This is a genomic window from Streptomyces sp. YKOK-I1 (genome assembly GCF_054660435.1).
The window spans coordinates 59,762-84,969 of the sequence record NZ_BAAGDR010000004.1 but is presented as its reverse complement, the minus strand read 5'-3'; the positions used below and the strand labels follow the sequence as shown (position 1 = coordinate 84,969).

27 protein-coding genes and 1 pseudogene are annotated in these 25,208 nt (G+C 70.5%); 11 read left to right on the top strand and 17 right to left on the bottom strand.

Annotated features, from left to right (window positions below):
• Positions 1-16: 16 nt before the first annotated feature.
• Positions 17-2,032, bottom strand: a complete 2,016-nt coding sequence (locus ACYQ8Q_RS45330; RefSeq protein WP_460074158.1) for an ATP-binding protein — start codon at positions 2,030-2,032, stop codon at positions 17-19.
• 215 nt (positions 2,033-2,247) lie between these two features.
• On the bottom strand, positions 2,248-3,255 hold the full coding sequence (locus tag ACYQ8Q_RS45325) for a DNA polymerase Y family protein (protein WP_460074156.1): 1,008 nt from the start codon (positions 3,253-3,255) through the stop codon (positions 2,248-2,250).
• 88 nt (positions 3,256-3,343) lie between these two features.
• Here ACYQ8Q_RS45325 and ACYQ8Q_RS45320 point away from each other — a divergent pair, with 88 nt between their 5' ends.
• The 4 genes from ACYQ8Q_RS45320 to ACYQ8Q_RS45305 are packed head-to-tail and all read left to right on the top strand — an operon-like array spanning position 3,344 to position 6,386.
• On the top strand, positions 3,344-3,682 hold the full coding sequence (locus ACYQ8Q_RS45320) for a DUF6233 domain-containing protein (RefSeq protein WP_460074155.1): 339 nt from the start codon (positions 3,344-3,346) through the stop codon (positions 3,680-3,682).
• 36 nt (positions 3,683-3,718) lie between these two features.
• Complete coding sequence (locus ACYQ8Q_RS45315) at positions 3,719-4,249, top strand: DUF6207 family protein (RefSeq protein ID WP_460074153.1); 531 nt, start codon at positions 3,719-3,721, stop codon at positions 4,247-4,249.
• A complete protein-coding gene (locus tag ACYQ8Q_RS45310; RefSeq protein WP_460074151.1) occupies positions 4,165-5,397 on the top strand; it encodes an aminotransferase-like domain-containing protein in 1,233 nt (410 codons plus the stop codon). Before ACYQ8Q_RS45315 ends, ACYQ8Q_RS45310 begins: the two co-directional genes overlap by 85 nt.
• A gap of 29 nt (positions 5,398-5,426) precedes the next feature.
• The gene (locus ACYQ8Q_RS45305) at positions 5,427-6,386 is read left to right on the top strand and encodes a D-alanine--D-alanine ligase family protein (protein WP_460074149.1); all 960 of its coding nucleotides are present in this window, start codon (positions 5,427-5,429) and stop codon (positions 6,384-6,386) included.
• A gap of 58 nt (positions 6,387-6,444) precedes the next feature.
• Here ACYQ8Q_RS45305 and ACYQ8Q_RS45300 read toward each other — a convergent pair whose 3' ends face one another.
• Both ACYQ8Q_RS45300 and ACYQ8Q_RS45295 read right to left on the bottom strand, forming a co-directional pair.
• The gene (locus ACYQ8Q_RS45300) at positions 6,445-7,224 is read right to left on the bottom strand and encodes a class I SAM-dependent methyltransferase (RefSeq protein WP_460074147.1); all 780 of its coding nucleotides are present in this window, start codon (positions 7,222-7,224) and stop codon (positions 6,445-6,447) included.
• Positions 7,225-7,324: 100 nt separating this feature from the next.
• Positions 7,325-7,495 carry a hypothetical protein gene (locus ACYQ8Q_RS45295; RefSeq protein WP_460074145.1) on the bottom strand — a complete coding sequence of 57 codons (171 nt, stop codon included), beginning with the start codon at positions 7,493-7,495 and terminating at the stop codon, positions 7,325-7,327.
• Between the two features lie 455 nt (positions 7,496-7,950).
• Between ACYQ8Q_RS45295 and ACYQ8Q_RS45290 the strand changes: the two genes are divergently transcribed.
• Genes ACYQ8Q_RS45290 through ACYQ8Q_RS45280 form a run of 3 tightly spaced genes read left to right on the top strand, consistent with a single transcriptional unit; the run spans position 7,951 to position 10,768 of the window.
• Positions 7,951-9,213 (top strand): hypothetical protein, encoded by a 1,263-nt coding sequence (locus tag ACYQ8Q_RS45290; protein ID WP_460074143.1) that lies wholly within the window; start codon positions 7,951-7,953, stop codon positions 9,211-9,213.
• Positions 9,198-9,743: an N-acetyltransferase family protein gene (locus ACYQ8Q_RS45285; RefSeq protein ID WP_460074141.1), complete on the top strand. Its 546-nt coding sequence runs from the start codon at positions 9,198-9,200 to the stop codon at positions 9,741-9,743. The genes ACYQ8Q_RS45290 and ACYQ8Q_RS45285 overlap by 16 nt, the downstream gene beginning before the upstream one ends.
• 29 nt (positions 9,744-9,772) lie before the next feature.
• Entirely contained in the window at positions 9,773-10,768 is a 996-nt protein-coding gene (locus ACYQ8Q_RS45280; protein WP_460074139.1) for a hypothetical protein, read from the top strand.
• Here ACYQ8Q_RS45280 and ACYQ8Q_RS45275 read toward each other — a convergent pair.
• From ACYQ8Q_RS45275 to ACYQ8Q_RS45265, 3 genes are all read right to left on the bottom strand, one after another.
• Complete coding sequence (locus ACYQ8Q_RS45275; protein WP_460074137.1) at positions 10,745-11,251, bottom strand: hypothetical protein; 507 nt, start codon at positions 11,249-11,251, stop codon at positions 10,745-10,747. The genes ACYQ8Q_RS45280 and ACYQ8Q_RS45275 overlap by 24 nt on opposite strands.
• A 159-nt stretch (positions 11,252-11,410) precedes the next feature.
• On the bottom strand, positions 11,411-12,472 hold the full coding sequence (locus ACYQ8Q_RS45270; RefSeq protein ID WP_460074135.1) for a PIN domain-containing protein: 1,062 nt from the start codon (positions 12,470-12,472) through the stop codon (positions 11,411-11,413).
• 73 nt (positions 12,473-12,545) lie between these two features.
• Complete coding sequence (locus ACYQ8Q_RS45265; protein ID WP_460074133.1) at positions 12,546-13,061, bottom strand: AAA family ATPase; 516 nt, start codon at positions 13,059-13,061, stop codon at positions 12,546-12,548.
• Between the two features lie 90 nt (positions 13,062-13,151).
• Here ACYQ8Q_RS45265 and ACYQ8Q_RS45260 point away from each other — a divergent pair, with 90 nt between their 5' ends.
• On the top strand, positions 13,152-13,985 hold the full coding sequence (locus ACYQ8Q_RS45260) for an endonuclease/exonuclease/phosphatase family protein (RefSeq protein WP_460074131.1): 834 nt from the start codon (positions 13,152-13,154) through the stop codon (positions 13,983-13,985).
• 13 nt (positions 13,986-13,998) lie between these two features.
• Here the strand turns inward: ACYQ8Q_RS45260 and ACYQ8Q_RS45255 are convergent, their stop codons facing one another.
• The 3 genes from ACYQ8Q_RS45255 to ACYQ8Q_RS45245 form a co-directional block, all read right to left on the bottom strand.
• On the bottom strand, positions 13,999-14,514 hold the full coding sequence (locus tag ACYQ8Q_RS45255; RefSeq protein WP_460074129.1) for a hypothetical protein: 516 nt from the start codon (positions 14,512-14,514) through the stop codon (positions 13,999-14,001).
• A 120-nt stretch (positions 14,515-14,634) separates the two neighbouring features.
• Positions 14,635-15,063 carry a hypothetical protein gene (locus tag ACYQ8Q_RS45250; protein WP_460074127.1) on the bottom strand — a complete coding sequence of 143 codons (429 nt, stop codon included), beginning with the start codon at positions 15,061-15,063 and terminating at the stop codon, positions 14,635-14,637.
• Positions 15,064-15,226: 163 nt separating this feature from the next.
• Positions 15,227-16,444, bottom strand: a complete 1,218-nt coding sequence (locus ACYQ8Q_RS45245; protein WP_460074180.1) for a hypothetical protein — start codon at positions 16,442-16,444, stop codon at positions 15,227-15,229.
• Positions 16,445-16,955: 511 nt separating this feature from the next.
• Between ACYQ8Q_RS45245 and ACYQ8Q_RS45240 the strand changes: the two genes are divergently transcribed.
• Positions 16,956-17,399, top strand: a complete 444-nt coding sequence (locus ACYQ8Q_RS45240) for a hypothetical protein (RefSeq protein WP_460074125.1) — start codon at positions 16,956-16,958, stop codon at positions 17,397-17,399.
• A 577-nt stretch (positions 17,400-17,976) separates the two neighbouring features.
• Here ACYQ8Q_RS45240 and ACYQ8Q_RS45235 read toward each other — a convergent pair.
• From ACYQ8Q_RS45235 to ACYQ8Q_RS45220, 4 genes and pseudogenes are all read right to left on the bottom strand, one after another.
• Complete coding sequence (locus ACYQ8Q_RS45235; RefSeq protein WP_460074124.1) at positions 17,977-18,324, bottom strand: hypothetical protein; 348 nt, start codon at positions 18,322-18,324, stop codon at positions 17,977-17,979.
• Positions 18,321-20,093, bottom strand: coding sequence for a MobF family relaxase (gene mobF / locus ACYQ8Q_RS45230; RefSeq protein ID WP_460074122.1), 1,773 nt, complete (start codon positions 20,091-20,093; stop codon positions 18,321-18,323). Before mobF ends, ACYQ8Q_RS45235 begins: the two co-directional genes overlap by 4 nt.
• A gap of 228 nt (positions 20,094-20,321) precedes the next feature.
• Positions 20,322-20,492 (bottom strand): annotated as a pseudogene (locus ACYQ8Q_RS45225) (excisionase family DNA-binding protein); the annotation flags it as partial.
• Positions 20,493-20,754: 262 nt separating this feature from the next.
• On the bottom strand, positions 20,755-21,132 hold the full coding sequence (locus tag ACYQ8Q_RS45220; RefSeq protein ID WP_460074120.1) for a hypothetical protein: 378 nt from the start codon (positions 21,130-21,132) through the stop codon (positions 20,755-20,757).
• A gap of 456 nt (positions 21,133-21,588) precedes the next feature.
• Between ACYQ8Q_RS45220 and ACYQ8Q_RS45215 the strand changes: the two genes are divergently transcribed.
• Both ACYQ8Q_RS45215 and ACYQ8Q_RS45210 read left to right on the top strand, forming a co-directional pair.
• Positions 21,589-22,737, top strand: coding sequence for a ParA family protein (locus tag ACYQ8Q_RS45215; RefSeq protein WP_460074118.1), 1,149 nt, complete (start codon positions 21,589-21,591; stop codon positions 22,735-22,737).
• Positions 22,734-23,822 (top strand): ParB/RepB/Spo0J family partition protein, encoded by a 1,089-nt coding sequence (locus ACYQ8Q_RS45210; protein WP_460074115.1) that lies wholly within the window; start codon positions 22,734-22,736, stop codon positions 23,820-23,822. The genes ACYQ8Q_RS45215 and ACYQ8Q_RS45210 overlap by 4 nt, the downstream gene beginning before the upstream one ends.
• Positions 23,823-23,913: 91 nt before the next feature.
• Here the strand turns inward: ACYQ8Q_RS45210 and ACYQ8Q_RS45205 are convergent, their stop codons facing one another.
• The 3 genes from ACYQ8Q_RS45205 to ACYQ8Q_RS45195 are packed head-to-tail and all read right to left on the bottom strand — an operon-like array spanning position 23,914 to position 25,201.
• Positions 23,914-24,093 (bottom strand): hypothetical protein, encoded by a 180-nt coding sequence (locus ACYQ8Q_RS45205; protein WP_460074114.1) that lies wholly within the window; start codon positions 24,091-24,093, stop codon positions 23,914-23,916.
• Positions 24,090-24,776 (bottom strand): hypothetical protein, encoded by a 687-nt coding sequence (locus tag ACYQ8Q_RS45200; RefSeq protein WP_460074112.1) that lies wholly within the window; start codon positions 24,774-24,776, stop codon positions 24,090-24,092. The genes ACYQ8Q_RS45205 and ACYQ8Q_RS45200 overlap by 4 nt, the downstream gene beginning before the upstream one ends.
• Entirely contained in the window at positions 24,773-25,201 is a 429-nt protein-coding gene (locus tag ACYQ8Q_RS45195) for a RapZ C-terminal domain-containing protein (protein WP_460074110.1), read from the bottom strand. The genes ACYQ8Q_RS45200 and ACYQ8Q_RS45195 overlap by 4 nt, the downstream gene beginning before the upstream one ends.
• Positions 25,202-25,208 lie beyond the last annotated feature (7 nt).

Sequence of the window (25,208 nt, the reverse complement as noted above, 5' to 3'; positions counted from 1 at the left end):
CGTCGCTCACGTTGATTCAGACGGCAGGGTTGTGAGCTGCCTCAGGGCGAGGTGTGGGAACGGCTGTCGGGTGGCGCAGCTGGTCAGGGATGAGGTCGCCGTGGCGTTGCCGGAGGTAGTCGAGGGCCTGTTCCAGGGAGGGGTTGTGGTCGATTCCGTTCTTGACGAACTCCAGGCGCTGCTTGGCTTCTCGCAGGATTTCGGACCACGTGCGCACCCAGACCCGGACGTGTGCGTGCTCATAGTTCGTGGGTTCGCTGTACAGGCCCTCGGGTTGGTTGGCCTGCCGGAGGGAGGGCTTCAGCCTGTCCTTGATCGAACGGACGACAAGGTAGAAGTCCCAGGTGGTTTCGACGTTGGCGAAGCGGGGTTCGTTGAGGACGGCCTGCATGTAGTCGTCGACTTGGTTGGCCTGTTCGCGGTCTGCATCGACTTTGGGCGCCTTGAGTTCGATGACGAGGTGCCGCACCCGGTCGTGCTCGTGGCTTTCGGCGGAAAGCATGAGATCGACTCGCCGGGTGCTGCCGTCGACTGCGTGGACGGGCCCGTCCGGGGTGGGGTCCCAGCCGACGGCACGCCGGTGGTGTTCCAGCACTCGGGTCAGGCCGATCTCACTGCTGCGCATCATGTTGAACTCTTCGCCGAACACCCACAGTTCGCGTTCGAGGATCTTGTGGAGGTGATCGCGTTCCTTGACCGCTCCGTAGGTCTCCACGTCGAAGACCAGGTGCTCGAGGGCGGTCAGGAACTGAAGCCGTGAGGTGACGATCGATGATGCGCGGATGATGTTGGAAAGGCTCGTCTGCTGGAGGAGACCGTGCAGGTGGCTGACGTCGTCGCCGCTCAGGCTCAGGACCTTCTCCAGGATCTCCACCATCTCGTCCGGGTTGTGGCGGAGGGAGTTCTGCAGCAAGGACAGCGTGAGTCGCTTCTTGGCCCTGTCACCCGTGATGTGGCGGTTGATGGAGGTCGCGACCAGGTCGAACGTCGCCTGTTCGGCACGAGCCTGGTCACCTTCGGCGTGGCGCGGATAGGGGTAGACGCCTTCGTCGATCCACCTGTCCACGAGCCGGCGGCGCTCGCGCCGACGCCGTTCTTCGAGACGGCCACCGATCCAGTCCCGGGCGACACGAAGCAGGGGTGCCAGGGGTGTGTCACCGCCCAGCATGATCAAGGGGATCTCGTTGCGGTGCTGCGGCATGGGTTCCCACAGCACGTAGGCGGTGTAGGAGAAGTCGGTGTGCTCAGCGGAAGCGTCGATGCTCTCTACAGGAGAACTGGCGGCGTCGCACAGGGCGATGGTGCGTTCCGTGCCAGTGCGCCAGTGGATCAGGCGGACCGTGATCGAGTGTGTCTGCCCGTCGTACTCGAATGTCAGGTCCTCGGAGTGTTCTTCCTCCTGGATCTGCGTACGCGGGTCGATCCGATGGCCGTCGTAAGTGACCCGGACATCAGTCCAGGTCAGGAGATAGGGCGCGAGAGCTGCCGTGATCTGGGCGACGGCTTTGGGCTCCAGAAGTCGAAGGAGGTGGCTGGACTGCTTCCCCCACAGCTCAACCTTCGTGGCCGGCTGGTCGGTCTCAGGTGCTGGCTGTGAGTCGATGCGCCACGTCGTCCGTCGGCTGATCTCGGACTCGATGGTCGTGCGCATCAGGCGGCCATCCACTGCACGTGCCGTGCTTGTCCAGCGTGTTGAATCCCCCAACGCGAAGGCCCGCAGCCGCCCGCGGCCAGCCTTTCCGTGCAGCGGCCGCTTCAGCCGCTCTGTCGTGCCGCCCATGCGCTTGTCGGAGTTTCCGACCTGCTTGAACGCGGTTCGTGCCTTCTCAGGTGAGATGCCGTCGCCAGTGTCGGTGACAACCACCTTGTCCACGCCCTCGGTGGCGGATCGCTCGATGATCACGTTGACTTCGTCGGCGTCAGCGTCAAGAGAGTTCCACACCAGCTCAAGCACGGCCTTGACCGCCTCCCGCTCATGCGAGAGCTGCCGAACCAGGTCGTCCCCGGCTTCCAGAAGTACGTGATCCGCCATAACAGCGCATCCTTCAGCAGACCGGAACGCATTGTCCATCCCGCATCAACACCGCGTAATCTTGCGCGCGGTGCGGCCCGGCAGTTTCGACGGCACGGATGCCTTCGGAGCGCGGCGTGGGCGGGCCCCGTTCGCTGGACGGGTCTGCGGAACCAGGGACAAAGCCTCCGGGGCCGGTTGGGCCCGGAGGCTTTGTCGTCCCCCCTCGTGGGTGGTCAGGAGGCGCGCCGGGCCGCGCCGGCCGGGCCGATCGCGTGGGGCCCGAACTTCGCGCGGACACGGTCAGCCGCCTCCTCCATAACCAGCCGGGCCTCCCGTCGGGGATCGAGACTGAGCTGCTCGGCAGCGGTGTCGGCGGGGACCGCGTCGTCGCCCTTCAGCACGATCCCTCTCAGGCGCCCGCGCTGGAGACCGGCTGCGTCCATCAGCTGGGAGACCGCCGTACGCAGGTCGTCCTCGTGCGCGGACGGTTCCCGCAGGCGGCGGCTCTTGTCCCACCGCGCGCCGCCGGAGAAGTGCAGGGTGAGCGTGACGGCCCGGGCGGCCTGGCCCCGGCCGCGCAGCGTGACGCCAAGCCGTACGACCAGCTCCAGCAGCCGGGCCCGCACCTCCGCTCCGTCCAGCAGATCCCGCTCGAAACGGGTGCCGACGCTCACGGACACCGGCAGGGAGGTAGGGGTGACGGGGCGGGGATCCCAGCCGCGGGCGCGTTCCGAGGCAGTCCGCCCGGCACGTGCTCCCAGGATCCGCTGCACCGTCCCCGTCGGCAGCGCGGCCAACCGCGCCACCGTGTCGACGCCATACCGGCGCAGCACCGCCGCATGCCGGGGGCCGATCCCGTGCAGGGCCTCCACCTCCAGCGCACCCAGCCACTGCGCGGTGGTCTCCGGGGCCACCGCCACGATGCCGCCCGACGCCGGCGCCTGCGCCGAAGCCGTCGCCGCGACCGTCCATGAGCTCCCGACCCCGATTTGAAGATCCACCCCCAGTCGCGCCACCGACCTCAGCCGGGCCACCTCCGCCAGCTGGCGCCCATCGGCCCCGTGATAGCGCAGCGCCCCCTTCAGCTCCACCAGGGCCGCGGAGGGCGGCCGGGCCTGCACGACGGGAGACAGATCCGCGAGCAGCTCCAGGACCTGCCGGTACGTCTCCTCCCGCACGCCCCGCGGGCAGCGCACATGCATCACTGTCGCCACCTCACCAGCACGACCGTCCCCGCTCACGGCACCCACCTCCCGCACTCGACACTACCGAACATATATTCGAACACGCGAGACGCGAAGTATGTCGCAAGGGCATAGAATCGCAAATGTGTTCGATGATCTTCCGCCTGACCTGGAGCGACTGCAGACCTTGCGGATCTGGACGGCCCGGTGCCTCGAACAGATCGACCGCAAGATCGCCCAGCTCCGGCAGCGGCAGGCTGAAGAGGAGTACGGACGGCGCCACCGGCCCCGGCCCCCGGACTGGATCCTGGAACTCACCAACGACAAGGGCGAGCCGTTCCAGGTCCACGACGGCGCGTGCGGCATGACGGGCAGACGCCACCGCGCGATCGGCCGTGACGAAGCCCGCCGGCTCCTCACCGAACACGGAGTCCCGGCGTGCCCGATCTGCCATCCCGACACCCAGCTGCAGATCATCGACTGATCCCTGGAAGACAACGTCGCCGGAGCGAAGGCGGTCGTGCGGACAGCGTTCGCGGTGCAGGAGCTGCTCGCGGCACAGTGTGCGCACGCGCCAGCGTCCCGCAAGACCCGGCATCCAGGCGAGCCCGGCGTGCGGCTGCGTCTCTTCCCGATTCCCTGCGCGCTGACCTGCCGTGGTTGGGCTCATGGTCGGGGCGTCGCCGACCGTGGTCGGGCCTGTGGGCGCCACCTCCGGGAACGAGTCGCGGCAGGACGGCTTGGTTCTGTCCACCGGTCAGCATCCCCCGGCTGTATGAGATCGGCGAGTTCCTGGCCGACGCTGTCGGGCAGGGGGCACGTACAGGGCGCGGTGGCCGAGCGCAGGCCAGTAGTGTCTGTGGCCTCCAGTGGTGACGGACAGGGAGCGCGTGAATGCAGCCTGATGAACCATCCCGGCGGGGCACCGATCCATGGCTCGGCCACTACGCGGAGCGGGCGGCGGGGATGGTCGCGTCGGAGGTGCGTGCGCTCTTCGCGGTGGCGTCGCGCCCGGAGATCGTGTCGCTGGCCGGCGGGATGCCCAACGTGAGTGCCTTGCCCATGGAGGCCGTCGCCGGGCTGATGGCCGACCTGGTGACGGAGCGCGGGCCCGTCGCCCTGCAGTACGGATCCGCTCAGGGGGATCCGAGCCTGCGGGAGGCGATCTGCACGGTGATGGCCGAAGAGGGCATCGACGCTCACCCGGATGACGTGGTGGTCACCGTCGGCTCGCAGCAGGCGCTGGACCTGGTGGCGCGGGTGTTCCTCGATCCGGGCGACACGGTGGTCACCGAAGGCCCGACCTATGTCACCGCGTTGGGGACGTTCGCCGCGTATCAGGCTCGCGCAGTCCACGTCGACATGGATGAACGGGGCGTGCTGCCTGAATCCTTGGCGGAGACGTTCGCGCGGCTGGAGCGCGCCGGGCGGCCGGCGAAGTTGTTCTACACGGTGCCTACCTTCCAGAACCCGGCTGGGGTGACGCTGGCTGCCGAGCGGCGTTTACGCGTTCTGGAGGTGTGCCGGCGGGCTGGGGTGCTGGTGCTGGAGGACAACCCGTACGGACTGCTGCACCTGGAGGGCGAGCCGATGCGGGCCCTGCGCGCCGACGCCCCCGCGGACGTCGTCTATCTGGGGTCGTTCTCCAAGACCCTGGCCCCGGGATTGCGGGTGGGCTGGGCCCTGGCGCCGTCTGCCGTGCGGGACAAGTTGGTGCTGGCTGCCGAGAGCGCGATGCTGTCCCACTCCGCCTTCGCCCAGCTCGCCGTGGACCGGTACCTGCGCACCCAGCCGTGGCAGGAGCAGCTGAAGAACTTCCGGGAGATGTACCGGGAGCGCCGTGATGCGATGCTCGGGGCCCTGGAGGAGCACATGCCAGCGGGGGTGTCGTGGACGCGGCCGGACGGCGGGTTCTTCGTATGGGTAACGCTGCCCGAGGGGCTGGACTCGAAGGCCATGCTGCCCCGGGCGGTCCAGGCGCGGGTGGCCTACGTGCCCGGCACCGGCTTCTACGCCGACGGCGACGGCCGCCGGGCCATGCGCCTGTCGTACTGCTATCCGCCACCGGAGCGCATCCGGGAGGGTGTCCGGACCCTCGCCGACGTGATCGGCACCGAGCTGGAGCTGTGGGAGACCTTCGGCACCACCGCGCACCCGCGCAGCCCTGGCCCGCAGACCCCAGGCCCGGACCACTCCTGACGCCCCTGATCGCAGAGGAACGGATGAGCATGAGCGACCTGATCGTCACCGTCATCGCCGGGGGCCTGTCGCCGGAGCGCGAGGTGTCACTGCGCTCCGGGTCGAGGGTGGCCGACGCGCTGCGGCGGGCCGGCGTCGAGGTGGAACTCCGCGACGTGGGCAAGGACCTGCTGCCCGCGCTGGCGCAGGACTCGCCAGGTGTGGTCTTCCCCGTGCTGCACGGCATCGCCGGGGAGGACGGGACCATAAAGGAGGTCCTGGAGCTGGCCGGGGTGCCGTACGTCGGTGCCCGCCCGCACGCGTGCCGTACCGCATTCGACAAGACCACCGCCAAAGCGATCCTGGACCAGGCCGGGCTGAAGACTCCCGAGTCGGTGACGCTGCCGAAGCAGGCCTTCCACGACCTGGGCGCGGCCGCATTGACCGCCCGGATCGTCGAACGGCTGGGGTCCGAGCTGTTCGTCAAGCCGCGCGCGTGCGGCAGCGCGTTCGGCGTGAGCCGGGTGGAGTCCGCGGGGGACCTCCCGCAGGCCCTGATGTCGTGCTTCGCGTACCACGATGAAGCGCTGATCGAGCGGCGCGTGATGGGCACGGAGATCGCCGTCGGGGTGGCCGATCTGGGCGACGGGCCGCGCGCGCTGCCTGCAGTCGAGATCGACGCGGGGACGGGCCTGTACGACTACACCGCCCGCTACACCCCCGGCGCTGTCGAGTTCCACTGCCCGGCCCGCTTGCCCGCTGAAGTGGCCAAGGAGGCCGCCCGGGTGGCCGTCGCTGCGCACGAGGCGCTGGGGCTGCTGGACCTGTCGCGCACGGACGCGATCGTCACCGAGGCCGGGGAGGTCTTCGTCCTGGAGACGAACGTCGCGCCCGGGATGACCGAGACCAGCACCTACCCCATGGCGCTCGCGGAAGCGGGGCTCGACTTCGGTGTCTTCTGCCGCGATCTCGCGGCCCTGGCCGCCCACCGATACGACCCGTCTGCCTGACGGCACACGAAGGCCGCCGCACCCCGGGCGCAGCGGGGTGCGGCGGCCTTCGTGCGTGCTACTGGTCCTGCCCGGCGAGCCGGTACAGCGAGATGTGCCGGCCGCTGGTGTCCGCGTCGTACGGAGTGCGGTCCCAGTCCTCCCACCGCTCCCGCAGCAGCAGCCCCGCCTCGCCGGCGAGCGCGTCGATCTGCTCGGGCCGCCAGTAGCGCATCTGGCCGGGCAGCACCCGCACCGGTGCTCCGTCCCGCAGGACGACCTCGGAGTAGTGGAACTCCTGCTCTTCGTCGTGGTTCTCGGCGGCGAAGACCACCACGGTGTCGGTGGTACGCCGTTTGAGCGCGACCACGCTGCGCCCCTCGGGGAACACCCCCGGATGCGGCCCGTCGGGCAGACGCTGGCCGGGCCGCGGTACGAACGTCTCGATCAGGAGCGTGCCGGTGTCGGTGAGCATGCGCGCCGCGTTGCGCAGGAACGCCCGCTGCGTTGCCTCGGAGGCCAGCAGGAAGAACGTGTTGAAGCAGGCGAACACGAGATCCACGCGCCTGCCGGACAGGTAGTGGGCGGCGTCCGCGGTGATCGGGGTGATGGGCAGGGTGCCCGTCTTCTTCGTCAGCTGGCGGGTCATCTCCTCAGAGGCGTCGACCGCGAGGACCGGAACATGCTCGGCCAGCAGCAGGGTGATCCGCCCGGTGCCGGAGCCGATCTCCACGGTGGGCGTGGCGCCCGCCAGCTCGGCCAGTAATCGGATCTGCGAAGCCGGCGGCACGAAGTCGCCGTACAGCACGTCGTACTCGTCGGCGGTGCGCTCGCCGTAGGTGTCGCTGCCGTACGTCATGAAGATTCCCTTCGTCGGGCAGTTGGGAGATGGCTGTCTTGGAAGTCCGTCAGCTGTACGAGGTCACCCACACCCGCTGTGCCGGGCACCGTTGTGCTGGTCACGGCGTGCTCTCCTGCGGCGTCTTGCTCTGCGCCTGGCGACGGCGGCGCCGCTGGACAGCGTCGATCGCGTGCGCGCTGCCCTCGCCGTCTTCGACCCTGGCCCGGTAGTCCGCCCAGTCACTGGCGGTCCAGTCGTCCAGCGCGGCCGGGAAGTCGTCGCCGGTCATCGGTCAGCCTCAACGGCCGGGACGCCGTACATGGACGCGCACGGGTCGCAGGCGAACAGGGCGTCACCGCGCAGTATCGGCACCGGGAATTTGGGGTCCGGAGTCCCGCTGCACCAGCAGCACGAGAGTCCTGCGATCTGCTGCGGGCTCAGCCGCTCGCGGTGAATCGCCGGGGCGTCCACGTAGGCGCCGGCCATGGGCTGCGTGCTGCGCGTCGTCATGTTGGTGCCTCGCGCTTGCGGTCGGGAAGCTTGTGGCGGCCATCTCCCACGGGGGAACGAGAGACGGCCGCCGGCGCCGGGGTGTTCACCGGGGCGCGTGTCCAGTCCAACGCCAGCGCGTGGTCAACGGGTAGGAAAAGTGGGCCGGTTGCTACTCGCGGTGACCGGAAATTTCGGCGGTCGGGATCTGCGCAACCCCTCCACGCTGCATGATCACGCGGCTACGGTGAGTGTGTGGAAGGAAATTTCCGGTTGCACGCCCACATGATCGAACACGGCTTCAAACAGGGGCCGTTGGCCGACCGGGTGAACGATGAGCTGAAGGCGGCCGGCCACAAGGGCACCGTCGGCGACCGCACGGTCCGCAACTGGGTCACCGGAAAATCCCGCTGGCCGCACCAGCGCCAGCGAGACGCCCTCACGGCAGTATTCGGATGCACACCCCTATGCCTCGGCTTCTATCCCCCGGGCATGCCCGCACCGCCCTACGAGGACCCCGACGCCATGCTCCGCCGCCGCTTCTGCACCGCCGCCACATCCGCGCTCGCCGCCACCACCCTGCCGACCGTCGACGCCCGTCCCACCGCCGTGGGCACCTCCGACGTGATCCGCCTGCGGGACGGCCTGGACCGGCTCACCCTGCTCGATCAGAAACGCGGCGGGCACGCCGCCCTCGAACGCGCCGCACTTGCCGGCGCAGCCGAGGCGGTCGGCCTCCAGACCCGCTCCGCCTCGCAGACGATCCGGCAACGGCTGTTCGGCGTCGCCGCCGACTACACCACGGCCGCCGCCTGGTCGTGCATCGACGCCCGCCAGCTCGACAACGCCCGCCTGCACCTGAACGAGGCTCTTCGCCTGGCCGGGCTGTCACAGGACCCCGTGGCACTGATGCGGGTGTGGAACTCCACCTCGATCCTCGCGCACCAGCTCGGTCACTACGCCGAAGGCGTGGCGGCCGCGCAGGCGGCTCAGTCCTGTGCGATCACGCGTCGCGATCCGCTGTTCGGATCCCTCGGGCACGCCCGTGCCGCAGTGGGGCACGCCTACCGGGGCGACGGCCAGGCCGCCGTCCGCTCGATCGGATACGCCGAAGAGGCCCTGGTGCGAGCCGAGATGCGCCCCCGACCGTCCTGGGTCGCCTTCTACGGGCCCGCGGAACTGCACGCCCTGACCGGGATCGTCTACAGCCGTCTCGGCCAGCCCGCGGAGGCGGAAGCAGCCTCCCACCGTGCGCTGGCCACGCTGCCGGCGACGTACCGGCGCAACAGGTCGATGACGACCGTGGACCTCGCCATCGCCCAGCTCCACCAGGGCGACGCCGAACAGGCCTGCGCCACGACCGAGGACGCCTTCACCCTGATGTCCGGGGGCCCGCTGCCCGGCCGCCTGCGCGTCCTTCTCGGCGACTTCTACCGTGATCTCCTCACGCTCGCGCCCTCCACCACCGTGGCGCGCGAGTGGGCCGACCGTTACCGATCCGAATGGAGCCCCGCGTGACCACGGCACCCGCCATCGACCTGCGCCGCTACGGACACGACGACCTGCCAGGCATCCGGCAGACCCTGCTCGATGTCCACGCCGACGCCTACCACGATCGGCGGCACGAAGAGTTCGTCCAGCGCTTCCCCTGGTTCGTGGACCACTGGGGAGGCCGCGAAGGATTCGCGTGCGTGGTCGCCTACGAGAGCGGGCAGCCAGTCGGGTTCACCTACGGGGCGCCAGGCGAGCCGGGCCGCGAGTGGTGGCGTGAGTACCTGGCCGAAGAGCCGGCCGACCCGTCGACGTTCTCCGTCTCGGAACTGATGCTCAGGCCTCGATGGCGCAAGCAGGGCCTCGGACAACGGCTGCACACCGCGCTGCTCGCCGAACGGGCGGAGGCCCTGGCCGTGCTCACCGTGGACACCCGGAGGCCACGGCTCCAGGCGCTGTACGAGGGCTGGGGGTACCGGAAGGTCGGCGAGCGCCAGCCGTTCCCGGACTCCCCGCTGTACGCCGTGATGCTGCTCGATCGAACGCACACGGCCTGACTGGCGCCACCGGTCGTGGAGAAGATCCGATGAAGCGCCGCAACCTGCTGCGCGGCGCGCTGGCCGCCGGCCTCACCGCACCAGCGATCGCCGCGCTCACCGCCGCCCGGACCGACGTCGACCAGACCCTCTCCCCCAGCGCTCCCCAGGACCTGGCCGACCTCGAGGCCGCAGCCGAGAGCTACGGATACGGCTACCACGGACAGGCCCCCACCCGCGTGCTGGCCGACCTGGTCACCGACTTCACGACCCTGCGCCCACTGCTCACCGTCCCGCAGCCCGCCCCCGTCCGGGCCAGGCTGTGCCGGACAACCGGGCAGATGGCCGGGATGACCGCGATCGTCCTGCACGACCTCGGCAGCCGCCGCGAGTCTCGCGCCTGGTTCGCCACCGCCGCCCGGGCCGCCGCCGAATCCGGCGACGACCAACTGCGCGCGTGGGTGCTGGCCCGGGAGGCGATGGTGCCGCTCAACTACGGCGCACCGAAAGCGGCGGCCGAACTCGCCGACCAGGCCCGGCACGCCGCCGGTACCCGGCCGACCGCCGCCGCGGTGCTCGCGGCCGCCGTCGCCGCCCGCGCCTACGCCCTCAACCACCAGGCCGAGCAGACCCGCGCCGCGCTCGATGCCGCCGACGCCCTCATGGGCCGGCTCCCGGAGTCCGAGCGGTCGGACACCTGGCTGACGTACTCCGAGCAGAAACACCACGTGCACTTGAGCCACGCGCTGACCACGCTCGGGGACACCCGCCGTGCCAGGGAGAGCCAGCAGCGGGCGCTGGAACTGTCCGCGCCGACCAGCACAATGACGCGCACCCTGCTGAACATCGACGCGGCGGCGTGTTCCCATCACGACGGCGACACCGAGCAGGCGTGCCGTCGTGCGGTCGCCGCGCTCACCGGGCTGCCGGACGGCTACCGCACCGGCCTGGTCCGCCACCGCGCACTGGACCTGTACGAGGCGATCCCCGCACAGCACCACCGCGAACGCGCCGTAAGGGAACTACGCGACGTCGTGGCCAGCTGACAGCGACCGCTCCCACAGGGGGCGGGCACGCCCGGTCCCCTGGCAGTGGAAGCACAGGCCGCCCCCTGGTGTGCTGCGGGCGCCGAGGGTGCCGTTGGCGTCCCGCAGGAGCTGGGTGATGCCTGCGACGTGGCCGGTGTGCAGCGGCAGTTCCTCCCGCACACCGATCATGAGCTCCAGCGCGACTTCGGGCACGAGAGCGTACTCGCCGAACCCACTGCCCCTGTCGAGGTCGCGCGTCACCGTATCGAGCACGTCGTGAAGGCTGTGCACCGGCTCGCCCTCGAACAGTTCCACCCGCGCCGAGAGGACGATGTCCTCCGGCTTCACGATCGACAGCCGTGCCACTGGCCGCTCGAACCGCCAGCCGAGGCCGACCAGATCGGGATGGGCGGCGTGCAGACGGGCCATCGCGTGCCACAGGTCTTCCGGGTCGCCGTTCCTGGCCGGCGCTTCCTTGTTCTGCTGCTTGCTGGGCTCCATGGCTGCCTTCCGGTTGATGACGTCGGACTACCTGAGTACGCCGTGGCCAGGGCGCAGTGCGCGCCCTGGCCCTCGTCATCCCGCCGGGCGGCGCGGCGACTTGGGGAGCTGTCCCGGCGGGCGGCCCTGCGGCGGTGTGGTGTCTCGGGCGTGCCCGGGTCAGGCCTGTCGGCGCAACACCGGACGGCCGACGGTCCACAGGTCGCCGCGAGCTCGGACGAACGCGCCGTGGGCCTGCATGTCTCGCTTCAGCTGCGCGGCGGAGATGATGTGGCCGCGCCGGGCGAGCGCGTCACGCAGCTCGCCGGGCGTCAGGGGCCGGCCGCAGCGCGCGAGGTACCGGGCCGCGAGCTGCTCGCGGGTGGGATAGACCGGCGGCTCCACCACCAGGAGCGAGTCGCTGAGCGCCCGGTGCTCGCTCATCCCGGCTTCCGCCAGCTCCAGCAGCGGCTTCGCCACACCCCCTGCCTGCGACAGGCGACGTCTCCAGTTGTCGCGGGTCAGGTAGCCCTGGCGGTGGCACCACCACAGCAGCCCGCCCACGGCGGCCGTCGCGGCCAGCGGGTTGTTCGCAGCGAGGACCACCAGGCGGTGAACGCCGGCACCGAACAGCTGGAACGCGATGTCGATGAGAACCAGCGCGTCCGCGGCGGTGGCCTCCAGGCCGGCCAGGCGCAGCATGCACTCCGCGACGGGGATCCAGTCGATGACGGCGAACCCGAAGCGGGAGAAGACGCTGTCCTTGGAGACGATGACGCACGGCCCCAGAAACTCCGCGAGCGCCATCGTGGGCGCGTCGTCCGGGTCGCCCCGGTGCCGCTTCGGCACCTCCCGGTCGACCCGCAGGATGTGGCGGGTCTGCGGGGCCAGGTGGTCGCGGATCTCCAGGTCGACCACTCGAAGGGCAGGCAGGATCTGCTCATTGAGTACGCGACGCGCCTGCCGTTCCGGCGCCTCGAGGTCGGCGGCAACCTTGGCGAGGTGTTCGTCGGCTTCGCCGGGGACGTGCGCGGCGATGTACGGGGTGGCGCGGCCGGTGACGGCCAGCGCGGTGACCCGGTCCTGCCGACCGCCGTGCTTGGACAGGGCGCAGGCTTCGACCAGCAGCGCGTTGGTGTCGAGGACGGGCAGCAGCATCCGCCGGTCCAGCACCATCGGGTTGAACGCCGACCCGGAGGGGATCAGCAGGAGCGGTGCCGCGTCGGCACGGTCGAGCGTCATGGATCAAGTGTGATCGTCGCCACTGACATCCGTGCGGGATTTTCGGGCCCGGACCGGCCTGGGCGGCGAATCGTCAGAGCCCGTCGGCCGTCAGCTGGAGCACGACCGTATGGCCCTCGCCGACCAGGGCGGGCAACGCCGCGGTGATGGCCGCGTGCTGATGCGCCACATCCGCGTCGGGAACCTGTCGCTGCCGCAGCCCCTGGCGGGCCCGGCACGTCGGAAGGGATGCCCTCAGTACGAGGACGACGGTGTCCATGCCGTGCGCGGCCGTGATGGCGCGTACGGCCGCGCGGCGTTCGGGCTGGCAGTGGGTGCCGTCCACGATCGTCAGTCTCCCGGCGGCGCAGGGGTCTTCCAGTTCCGCCCACGCCGCGGCCAGCGCCCGCTCGCCGACCGGTTCGGTGCCGGTGTCGCCCTCGGTGAGGCGCTGGTGGCTGTCGTAGGAGATGACCACGGCGCCCGTCGCCGCGGCGAGCCGGGCAGCGAGGGTGGACTTGCCCGACCCGCTGGCGCCCATCAGCAGCACGCACCGGCCCGGCCTCATCTCGCCGATTACGGAGGCCAGTTCCTGGGAGAGGATGCTCATGTCCCGCAGGATCGCGTGGCCGTGTAGCGCTTATGTCGCACGGCCAGCCCGGCCTGCTGCCTGCTGGCCGACTACGCAGAGGAGATCTCCATGCCCGTCCTGCGGGTTGTCACCTTCAACACGCTCTTCGGCGGGCACACGAATTCCGGGTTCGGGCCCGCCGACCGCTGGGACGGGCAGATGGCGTTCCTGCGCTCCTTGAAGCCGGACATCCTCGCCCTCCAGGAGTGCAACTTCTGGGAGGTGCTGGGCAGGCAGCGCCTGCACCGTGCGGTCCGCCAGCTGGGCATGGCCCGGGGATTCCTCGCGGAGGCCAACGTCACGACGGCCGGCCACCGCTTCCACTCCGCGATCCTGCTCAGCAGCCGGGTGGCCGCCGATGCTGAGGACGCGGACCGTACCCGCTACCACCACGTCATGGGCTGGGCGAACCTGCGACTGGCGGGCGTGGACGGGCTGGTGGAGCTGCGCAACCTGCATCTGGACCCGTCCGACCCGCGCAACCGGACACGGGAGGTCAGCCCGCTGAAGTTCCTCGCCGGCCCCGGGCGGAAGTCTCTGATCGTCGGGGACCTGAACTCCATCGGGCTCGGCTTCCCCGAACCGGACTGGACACGGCTGCCGCCGCACCTGCTCGACTGCCATCTGCGGCCCCCCAGCCACGGCCCCGAGCAGATCGCCGACCGCGAGACGGTGGAACTGCTCGCCCGCGCCGGGTTCGTCGACGCCGCCGCCCGCTTCGGGCAGGAGACGGTTCCCACGGCCGCGTTCGGCGTGGACGACGTGCCGCGCCGCCAGGACCTCATCCTGGCGAGCCCGGCCCTGGCTCCCGCTCTGGTCAGCTACCGGGTGTTCATGGAGCCGGTGGACGACGGGCTGTCGGATCACGCCGCCGTCGTCGCCGACTTCGACCTGGCCGGGTGACGCCCCGCAGCCCTCAGGCCGTGTGGTCGGCGCGGAGGTGATGGCAGGTGAGCTTGTGCTGCGCCCACCGTGCCGCGTCGGCCATCAGCGTCCCGCCCGGCCACTGGTCCAGGGACGGGAGCTCCATCCCGCCGAAGCCGTGGGTGATCGGCTCCCGGTACTCCGTGAGGTAGCGGAACAGGACGGACAGCTGCGAGTCGTCGTCCGGGTCGTGTCCGCGCTCCGTCAGCCCGGCGCGGACGGCGTCCTCGAGGGAGACGGTCTCCCCCGAGCCGGGCTGCGGGGGCGTGAGCGCTTGCACGAGCTTGTCCACCGGGGCGTACTCGGGCCTGCCGATCTCGCCCACACCGGCGTAGAGCACGAGCGCGACGGTGGGCAGGGCGTGCACGAAGGGGCCGCCGCTGTAGTCCTTGGGCCAGGCCGGTTCGAGCAGGGTGGCCGACCGATGCACCGCCTGCTCCCACGACTCCGTCGACACCGGGAACACCGTCTTCCCGGCCCGCCACCACAGATCCCGCACGTCCGTCATGCCGCCCAACCTATGGCCCGCGGCACTGCACTGTCTCCCGTGTCCGTGCGCCGTGCACGGCAACCCGGCCGCCGGTGCGGGCACTTGACCGTTGCCGTCGGGTCCGTCGGCTGCCGGTGGCTACGAAGCCCAGCCGGGCAGTGCCCCACGGGCGCGTGCGTCCTGCTTGGCGACGCGGACACGGGCCGCGGCCCACTGATCGGCACCGCGCTCAACGTCCTGCCGGTAGACGGCACGGTCCCCGACCGAACCGGGACCGGGCTCGTTGAGGCCGCAGCCCCAGCAGACGACCCGGTCGGCGGCGGCCGGGCAGGCGGTGCGGGTTTCGCAGCGGGAGCAGGCGTGTTCGGTGTCGCGGTCCAGGACGTCGGTGCTGGTGATCTGGGTGTGTGTGCGGCAGAAGCCGCAGCCCACGGTCATCGGCCGACTCCGGTCGACGTGTTCCCGGTCGGCGGTGAGGGTGTAGTCCGCGGAATCCGGCTCCCCGATCAACCCGCACGCCTTGCACGCGAAGTACGGCGCGCGTTCCTCTCGGGGCACGTCGGTCACCGGGGATCTCCTCCAAGGCAGCTACGCGTCACGGGTTCTGGCACCGCCTGGTGGTGCAGCTGCGCGTCCTCGCGCGAGGCGTCCACGGTGTCTGCGGCTCCGGGAACCCTATCGGCCCGCGCCGGCCGTGGTGGTGGATCCAGCCCGGCCGGGCCCGCCGGTATCAGGCCCGCCGGCGGAACAGGCTGCGGAGCCCGCCGGGTTCCTGGCCGTCGTCCGCCTCCGCCTCCGGCTGTGCGGCCGCAGCCGCTCGGGCGGCTTCGGCTGCTTCAGCGGCGGCCTTCTCGCGGGCGACGTCGTCGGCGTGGCAGGTCGCACACACGCTCAGGTCCCCCGCTTCCCACTGACGGCTGCGCATGCTGGTCTCCTCCCAGCGTTCGTCGGTGAACTTCGCCCCGCACCGCGTGCACACCGGCCGCCGCGCCTCCCGCTCAGCAGCCCGGAGCTGCTTCTCCTCCGCTTCGGCGCGGGCGGCTTGGCGGCGGTAGAGGGCGTCGCCGTCGGGGTTGTCGAGCGCGGCCGTCAGCGTCTGCTCACCCTCACGTCCCAGCCGCCGCCACACCGCCGCACCGGCGCCGCGCTCCTGGAGCCGCTCCAGGGTGGTGACGACGACGGGCACCGCCTGGCGGTAGTCCCGCGCGGTGACCGCCTTCTCATAGAAGGAGTCGTACCGGCGCGGCGCCCAGTAGCGGCGGCCGGCCTCCTCCAGCGCGGCGACCGCGTTGTCGACCTTCGCCTCGGTGGTGTCCGCGAACACGAACGCCACCGGCACCAGGCCCTCCCTGCCGGTCGGCGGGTAGACCCGGCGCCACAGCCGCTTTTCGTGGTCGACGTGCTCGATCGCGTCCGGCCGCGAGCGGACCAGGTCCACGGTGCGCTTGTCCGCGTCCTTCGGCAGCAGCCGACCCCACTCCCAGTACCGGTGCAGCTTGACGACCAGATCGTGCGCGTCCTCACTACGGCGGTCGATCTCCAGCAGCAGCACCGGCACCCCGGCCTCCGGCGCCCGCACCACCAGGTCCGCCCGCTGCACGTAGCCGTTGCCGAGCCGGTGACCGATCTCCGTCTGGAAGCCGAGCCGGTGCCCGATGCCTGCGACGTGCAGTTCGGCGGCCGTCGAGGTGACCGCGGCGGCGTGGTCGTCGTAGCTGGCACCGAGCAGCTTCCCGGTCACCGGGTCGTACTTCTTCTCGCGCAGCGCCGAGACCCGTATGCCCTTCGGCTCCAGCAGCTGCTTCGCCTCGCCGTGTCCGCGCTTGGTCAGCACCCACACCTGCCGCTGGTCGTCCCGGACCAGTTCGGGCCTCACCAGGTGGTGGTCCTCCAGATCCAGGAGGTTGTCCCGTACGAGCTTGTCGTGCTTGTTGCCGGGGCGGGTCAGCTTCCAGAGCTGGTCGGGCGTAGCCCGCTGGAAGATCCCGAGCGCTTGCAGGAGCTCCCGGCGTCGAGGCTCGGTCGAAGTCCTCCTGTGCTGTGGCTTCCTCGGTACACGAGGGTTGTCGGACCTGCGGCGGCCCCCTGTTCGCCGGGGCTGACCTGCGGAAACTCCCGAATGTTGGCGACGGGGCGCGGAGGGGGTGATGGAGGGGTCCACGGAGGGGGTCTCTCCGGTCCGGTCAAGGGGCTGCTCGGGGTCGTCTGCGGTGCTCGCCACAGGGTGCTCCTGCAAGGTGGGGCGGGCCTATCCCGCCATTCACCGTGTACAGGTTGGAAATTCGGGCTTCGTGTGACGCCGACCTCGGAAAACCTCGCGTTGTGACCGCATCGTGATCAACCCGGAGGGGGGAGAGATCTCCCCCGTCAGCGGCCGGACTCTGTCCACAGGGTCGCGGCCCGAGGCTCCTGTTGAGGCCGCCGCGATCAGCGGGGCGGCCCGCAGATGAGGAGCTGTCATGCCCGAGAACACCGTCACCACGACGCTCGCCCCGATGGAGCCGGAGGACGTCCTCGCCGCCTTCGCCTACATCCGGGCGATGCAGGCCAGCGACATCGACACCGCCTGCGTGGTCGCCGACGACACGGGCCCGGAGCTGCACCGGCTGCTCCTGGACGTCGCCGCGCGCGTCTTCATCCCCATCACCGCCGTGGACGACCACGACGAGGAGCCGTGTGCGCATTCCTTCCTGGCCGCCGCGCTCGGACGGCTGCTGCTGGAGCTCCTGTGCCACGGCGTGTGCCTGGGCGGTCTGCCGGGCGTGGCCGACGCCATCAGCCGCTTCACCGAGAACATCCTCACCGAGGACAACGGCGACGTCGCCGACGTCCTGCGCCAGCTGGAGGCCGCGGGGGTGAAGCAGGCGATGGAGGCGCACCCGGCGCACCGCACCACCGCGTAGCCGCACCTCCGGGACGGCGGTGGTGCGGTCCGGCGCGCGTCCCCGGCGCACCACCGCGCCACCGTGGTGCGCTTCACCGCACCGCACCGGCGCCCGGCGGTGCGGTGCGCCCGCGTCGCCGCACCGCACTGGGCTCGCGCCACGACCGGGCGGGCTCCTATATCACAGACCCCCTTGGCCGCGACCTGATCGCAAGCCGAAACCTGCGCTGTCCAGGGGAAACGTCGCGGTATCAGAGCCCGACAAGGGGGTGTAGCGGAGCCCGACAAGGGGGACGCGCGCGCCCGACCGCACCCGGACCACGGGTCGCCAGCCGCGCGCGAACTGGTGCGGTGCGGAGCATCGGGTGCGCCGCACCGGCGCGCGCGAGAGTGCCGGGCATCGTCGGGTGGTGCGGTGCCAGGCGCGGTGGCGCACCATCACGGCGCGCATCACGGTGGAGTCCATCGTCGTCCGGCGCACCGGAGCGGAGTCCACTCGGTGGAGCCCACTGAGTGGAGCCCACCGGGTGTTCTGCATCCGGTGGCGATGCGCGACATCGGGTGGACCCCCACTCGGTGGACGATGCCCGGCATCGTCACCACAGCCATGCACTGGAGTGCCGCACCCGGGACAGGGCGCGGGCATCGCGGCGCGCGGCCGCGTTGCCGATGCGGCTCTGCCGGGAGCGGGGCCGACGCGAGTTCCCCGCGGCGAGGCGGCGCTTGGCGGCGACCTGGAGCCGCCGGCGCTGCTTGTGCAACTCCTTCTTCTTGGCCGCCTTCGACTTCGGTGTCCGGGGCCGCTTCCAGATCGGCTGCCACCCCGCGGGCTCATCGGCCTCGGGCTCCTGGTCCTCATCGAGCGCGGCGGCCATCTCCGCGCGGGCGGCGCGGGCGCGGGCGAGGGCCTCTTCGGCATTGGGCTGTTCTTCCGGGGTGCTCACGCGACTCCTCCTGAACTCCGGCCTGGCGTGTGCTGGGTGCCGGGCTGCTGGGCATGCGGCGACGGGACCGCCACCGGGGCGGGCTGCGGACGCAGGCCGTGGGCGGCTTCGCGCGCCCGTCGGCTGTCCTGGATCGTGGCGGCCACCTGCGCGGCGGCGGCCTCCAAGGTCTGGCGCGTCTGCTCCACCGTGACCACACCGGTCTCCGGCTCCAGGAGACCGCCGTCCTTCTCGCCGGTCCGGAACGGCCGCGGCCGCGGCTGCGACCTCGAGGCGGCGGGCACGTCGACGGCGTACGGCCGAGAGCGGGAACCCAGGCGCTCCGCACGACGCGCGGCGCGGACCCGGGCGGCCAGGGCGCCGGCAGCGAGGCGGGCCCGCTCGTACGGGGCCGCGGTGCGCCTGCGGGTCAGCGGGCGCAGCACGGCCTGGTCCTCAGTGTCGCGCGGGTAGAGGGCGCGTAGGTCGGCGGTCATCTTCAGGCCGCGCCCGACGGGGCGGGTGTAGTCGTCGACGACCGTCTGCACGATCTGTTCGTCCAGGCCGGGCTGGTGAGGCCGACCGCGGAGGACGTAGGCGAGGTGGCGACGGGCTTCGGCGAGCAGATGGTGGCGCTTGAACGCGCCGCGCATCACGTACACCACGGCGACGACGTCGACGGCCGCCAGAGCTATGTCGACCACCGGCCGCACCCGCGCCCACACGACCGCGGCCGCCGCCCGCGCCCGCTCCGCCAGCCGGTCGACGACGTCAGCACCGTAGGCCCGGATCCCCGAGGCCCGCCATCGCTTGCGCAGCTCGGTCAGCGAGCGCAGCTCCGTGCGCTTGGGCGGGCGCGTCTGGTCGGCGGCCTGGCAGGCCAGCTCGTAGGCGGCCCGCTCCCCCGGCGTGTGCCCGTGCTTCTCTTCGTACTTGGCCGTGAGGACGGGCAGCGCGTCCTCGATCTGCTGGCGGCGGGTGGACTGCCAGCCGATGAGCCGCTGGTCGATGCCCGCGATCTCCATGACAGGCCGGCGGCCGGGCGTCACCTCGCGCGGCTCCCACGCCCACCCGAGCCGCGCCGACACCTCCTCCATGAAATGCAGGAGGTAGAGGGTGTCGGCGGCGACTATGTGGGTCATCAGCGAGTCCGCCGACAGGTTGCCCCATGTTCCCTTGTCATCCGGCCGCCGGGCGCGGATCGACACCACCGCATGATCGTGAAGAAGTGGCTTCGATTCGGTAGCTCTCGACTCGTAGTGCCGGAACACCGCGACAATCAGCCCGTCCCGAACCGGCTTGCGGATCTTGCCGCCGCTCTTCCAGCGGATCTCCGCGACCGAATCCTCAAACCACGCCAGCGTCTTGTCCCTGGCGATGTCCTGGCACAGCTCCAGCACCAGCCGGGTCTCGTCATCCCCGAGCGCCCACGCGATGTGTGCCGTCGACGGAGGCCGGAACACCAGGTCCATGGCCAGCCAGGGGGTGCGCTCCTTGGCCTTCTCGGTCTTCGGTGAGCGGTTGTGCTCAATGGGCCTGCCCAGCACGGTCGCCCGCCTCGCCGTCGCCGGATCGTCGCCCGCCTCCAGGCGCTCGCGCTCGATCCGGTCGGCATCCGGGTGCCGGCCTTCCCCCAGGAGCAGTTCGGCCTGCCGCTCGGTCACCACGTCCCCGGCCGTGAGGCCGACCGCCGCCAAGCCCCGGCCCTTCCAGACACCGGGCGGGACACCGGCTTCGTCCTGCGCGGCGCGCAGCGGCGTCCCTGCGGCACGGCGGCCGTCGCCGACCATCACGCCACGAAAGAGATAGCGCCACCCGTTCCCCGGGCGAACATCCGCTTTGCTGATCACCGGCCCATGGAACTCCGGCGCTGACCTGCAAAAAAGCGCGATCCCGGGTCCTTCCCGCCGGGCGGGAGGCCATCACCAGAATTTTGCCGCCGCGCCCGCCAGGCGGGCTGTCACAGCAGCCGAGGACGGGAGACCCTGCCTGGCACCGAGGCTAGAGGCGCCGCTTGATCAGCTCACGCTGCGCAGGCTGTCACGCAGGTAGTCATGCACGGCTTCCTCCGGCACCCTGAAGGCTCGCCCCACACGGATGGCCGGGAGCTCTCCGCTGTGAACCAGCCGGTACACGGCAAGTTTCGAGGACCTCATGATGGCGGCGACTTCGGCGACGGTGAGGAGCCGTCCTCCATATCGCGGCTGGGGCGGCTCTGGCTCCGCGGGCCTTTGCCGGGCAGCCGGTACAGGCTGCTCCGCACCGGGCTGCGACGCGGGGGATCCGTCCGTGCGCGGCTGTGTGGTGGCTGGTCCGTCCTGAAACGCTGGGGTTACTCGCGCCAGCCCGTCGACCAGTTGGCGGAGGAAGCCCTGGCGGGCAGGGCGCGGTGCCGGCCGAAAGGCCAGGGTGGTGCGCGCAAGGGCGACGCAGAGCTGGGAACCGAAGGAGTCAGGCCGCACCGGGTCCTCCTTGCGCGGAAGCGTTGGCTGTCTGAGCGGGTGTGCCGGAGGCTGCTTGCGGAAGTGGTTCCACGGCCTGGTGGGCGAGGCCTTGCCGGAGGAACTGCTCAACGATCTTCGGGGCGGCAATCCCGACTGCGAGGGCGCCCAGCGGACCGGCGACTTGTGCCGACGCGCCGAACGCGGCCGCCAGGCCCCCGCCCAGTGCGACCCGGATGACCACGGAGGCGAGGTAGGCGGTGAAGGCGACTTCGCCCTTCTTTCGCCAGGGGAAGTCTTTGACCCGGTGGATCGCGCGGTACAGCGCCAGGCTCTCCACCGAGGCCGCGCCGGACAATCCCCACAGGGCCGCCACCCACCACAGCACCAGAGACTCCCCTCCCCCGCCGAAACCGATCCGGTATCCGAGACAGGATGACGCGCCTCATCAGCAGCCACGAGGGAGGTGACGGCCATCTTCGTCAGCCAGCCGCCAGAATCCAGACAGATGATCCGCCCCCAGACGGTGATCGCGTCTCTGCTCCTGAACGCTCTGCGGCGACAGTCGACGGCATCGTGCGAATACTGCGGAGCAATCAGCCACCCACGCCACACCTGCTGTGCCGACCCCCAGAAGTCGACTCCACTGCCACCCAGCGCACCCCTGCGGCCGGAGTTGAGAGGGCTGTGTCAACACGCGCTGCGGCAACGTCATTTCGGGTGTCTACCCGTCGTTGGCGGTTCCTCGCTTCCCCGGCAGTGCGCCCGCTGCGCAAGCCTCAACGGGTGAGGCGTCAGCCGGCATCTCTCTCAGCTCGCAGCGGACCTAGTAAAGTTCGGCCGCATGAGCATCCCGAGCCCCAGAGGAGAGCGAGAGAAGCTAGTTACTGCTCTCACTCCGAAGCTACGCAGGCACCTGAAGATCCGCGCCTTTGAGCACGGAATGGACATCCAGGACGCGACCGAGCACGCCATCAAGGCCTGGTACGAAGCCGACGACGTCCCCGAAGTCGACACCGACGGAGCCAAGACCTGGGGGACGTTCCTTCCAGTCGGCGGCCCTGACGAATTCAAGACCATCTGCTCGCAGCGCGGCATCACCTACGTACAGGGGCTCGCACAGGCACTGACCCTGTGGCTCGGCAACCACCCCTCCCCCACGACCCCGTTGGTGTCACAGCCGGTCCTGCGGGTCATAGTGGCCAACCAGAAGGGCGGCGTCGGCAAGACGTTCATCTCCTCCGGCATGGCCCAGGCTCTCGCGGAGGCCGGCCATCGCGTCCTGATCATCGACTACGACCCGCAGGGACACCTCACTGCCGAGCTCGGCTTCGAAGACCTCATGTACGAGGACGACGTTGAGACGCTGATGATGCACATGGACGGCACCGCGAAGGGTGACATCCACGACCTGCTGGTCGCCTTGGACCAGAAGCGCTTCGGTGAGCGGCTGCACCTGCTTCCCGCGTCCGACGACGCGTTCCTCCGGGACGTCGCCCTGTCCAAGGTGAGCTTCAGCGAGGCCGCCCTGGAACGCGCCCTGGAGCCGCTGGAAGAGGACTACGACGTCATCATCATCGACGGCCCGCCCAGCCTCGGTCTGAACATGGACACCGCCCTGTACTACGTGCGCCGCCGCGAAGGTGAGCTCGCGGACCGATCAGGCCTCATCACCCCGGTCTGGGCCAACAAGGCGTCTCACCGTGCCTTCCGCCTGCTGAAGTCTCAGAAGGACGACCTGTGCAAGAAGGGCCGGATCCAGGTCGACTACCTGGGGCTGATCATCAACGCGTACGACAGTCGCCGCGGCAAGCTCGTCAAGGAGAACAAGGATGAGTGGGAGAAGAGCAGTTCCCCGCCCGTTCTGGCCGTGATCGGCGACCTGAAGGAAGGCCGCGAAGCCGCGGACGGCGAGATCCCGCTGCTTGAGTACGCACCGGACAGTGAACATGCGCAGGCGATGCGCGAGCTGGCGAAGGAACTGGCGGTATGAGGAACACCAGCAAGAAGGACGGCCAGCCGCGTGTTACCCGCGGCTTCAGCATTGACGAGAACGGGGAAGGCGGAGAGAAAGAAGCTCCCCGTCGCATCCGGACCCGCTCGCAGATCATGAACGGGGAAGGCAAGAGGCCCCCGGCCTCGGTGGCGCTGAAGCTGCTGGCGCACAATCCGTTCAACCCGCGCGAAGAGCTCACCAACCTTGAAGAGACCGCGGATTCATTGCGGGCCAAGGGACAGATCCAACCGGTCACCGTGGCTCGGCGAGCTGCCTTCCTGACGGCGCACCCCGGGCAGGAAGACGCGCTCGCTGAAGCCGAGTACGTCGTCATTGACGGCAATCGGCGTCTGGCTGCCGCTCATCTAGCCGGCCTCGAAGAGCTGCGGATCGACGTCAACGATGACCTCGCGGCAAGTGCGGCGGACCTTCTGGAGTCCGCTCTGATCGCCAACATCCACCGCGAGGATGTGGCTCCCATGGACCAGGCGAAGGCGATCCAGGATCTCGTGAAGGTGCACGGGTCGCAGGGCGAGGTGGCCAGGCGGCTGGGGAAGACGCCCCCGTGGGTGTCGCAGCGCTTGGCGCTCCTGGAGCTCACACCCGATCTCCAGGAGCAGGTGGAGACGGGCGAGCTGAAGGTAGAACCTGCTCGCCGAATCGGCCGACTTCCCAAGGCTCAGCAGGCGGGCGAGGCGAAGAAGGCCATCGAGGCCGCGAAGGCCCCTCGCCAGCGGCGCAAGCCTACGGTGGAACAGACGAGCGAGCCCTCAACCGTTAACGCCGTTAATACCCCCGAGGGCGGGACGCCGACAGGCTCTCCCGCACCGCCAACCGTTAACGCCGTTAATACCCAGGAGCCTCAGGCCCCTGAGAGCTCGGCACAATCCGAGACCGAAAAGCCGGGTCAACTGCCGTACGGCGATGCTCTCTCGGTGGTCACCCAGCTGCACCTGAAGATGGAGCCGGAAGTCTTCGCTGACGGTGCTCGCGTGTGGCTGAGGATCCTGCGCGAGCAGCACCCGGACGCGTACGGCGCGCTGCTCCAGGAACTGAACCAGCAAGAGCAGCAGCCTGCCTGAGTTACCAGGGCTCCGAAACGCAAGAAGGCCCGTACCCCCCGCAGCGCTTGGCGCGGGGAGTACGGGCCTTCTTCATGCTCAGCCGTGTGCGTCAGGGCGCCCAGGCGGCGGGCGCTCCTTGGGCGGGGTCGGGGAGGCCCGTGGCGGTTGCCGGGGTGGCGGGGTGCCGCATGACGGTGATCGGGACCGCGCCAGGCTCGGTGGGCGGTGCCCAGATCATGAGCCAGTCGTCAGCTTTGCTGGTCGTGATCTCGTACAGAGCCGAGGTCACGCGCTCACCCCCGCGACGGCGGCGTCCAGGAGCGCGGTGACGTCGGCCTCGTACGGATCGGCGAACAGCTGGTGGTCACTCACGTCGAGCGGCCCGAACCTCGCGGAGACGCGGTGACCGGGCACGAGGGTGGTCTCCTGTCCGTCCAGCGCGGCGGTGAGCCGGTCGTAGTCCTGCTGGGCGTGCCGGGTCTGGGTGTACGGGCCGAGGCACAACAGGGTGAAGCCGTCGAGGCTGTCGTCGCGCTTGCGGGCCTCGATGTAGAGGGCGTAGTGCGCGGGGTCCATGCCGACGTCGTCGGGCAGGGGCAGGTCGGCGGCGGCGTGTGTGAGCATCGCGTAGCCGGGCTGCCAGAAGCCGAGAATCGCGGTCGTGTTGCAGCGCAGCCAGCCGCGTTCGGTGTAGCCGAGCTGGCGGCCGTGGAGGTAGGCGCCGGCGTGCGGGGTGTCGGGGTGGACCAGGGCGACGGCGACCATGTCGGGTCCATGGTCGTCGCCGGGCCGGGTGTGCGCCCGCTCGATGAACGGGCCGACGCGCACGGCGATGTCCTGGGCGCCGCCGGGCGTCCAGGGCTGCGGGGTGCGCAGTGCGGCGAGCAGCGCGCGGAACTGGTCGATGGCGGCCTGGTCCTCGGGGGTGAGGGTGCCGGGCGCGTGGCCGCAGCGGCGGAAGAGACGCTTCATCGTGTGGGCTCCTGCTTGGGATGGGTGGCGGTTTCCAGCACGCGCGGCAGGTGGGCGTGAAGGTGCCGGATGGTGACCGGGACGCCGTGCTCCAGGATTCGCGGGGCGAGCAGTTCGACCAGTGCGCATGCGCGGTGCTTGCCGCCGGCGCATCCGATCGCGATGCGGCGGGGTCCGGCGGGGAGCAGGGCGTAGGCGGTGAGGTTGTCGAGCAGTTCGGGGGCGCCGGGGGTGGCGAGGACGACGGCCTGGACGTCGGGGTGGCGGCCGTCCAGGTCCAGGATGTGGCGGGCGGCGGCGGGGTCGCGTAGGCGCTCGCGGACGTCCTCGGTGCGGTCGGCGGTGGGCGGCACGGGCTGTCCGTCGGTGCCGGTCGGTTGGTGGAGGTAGCCGAACGAGGTCAGCTCGATGGGGGTCGGTGGCACGGGTTTC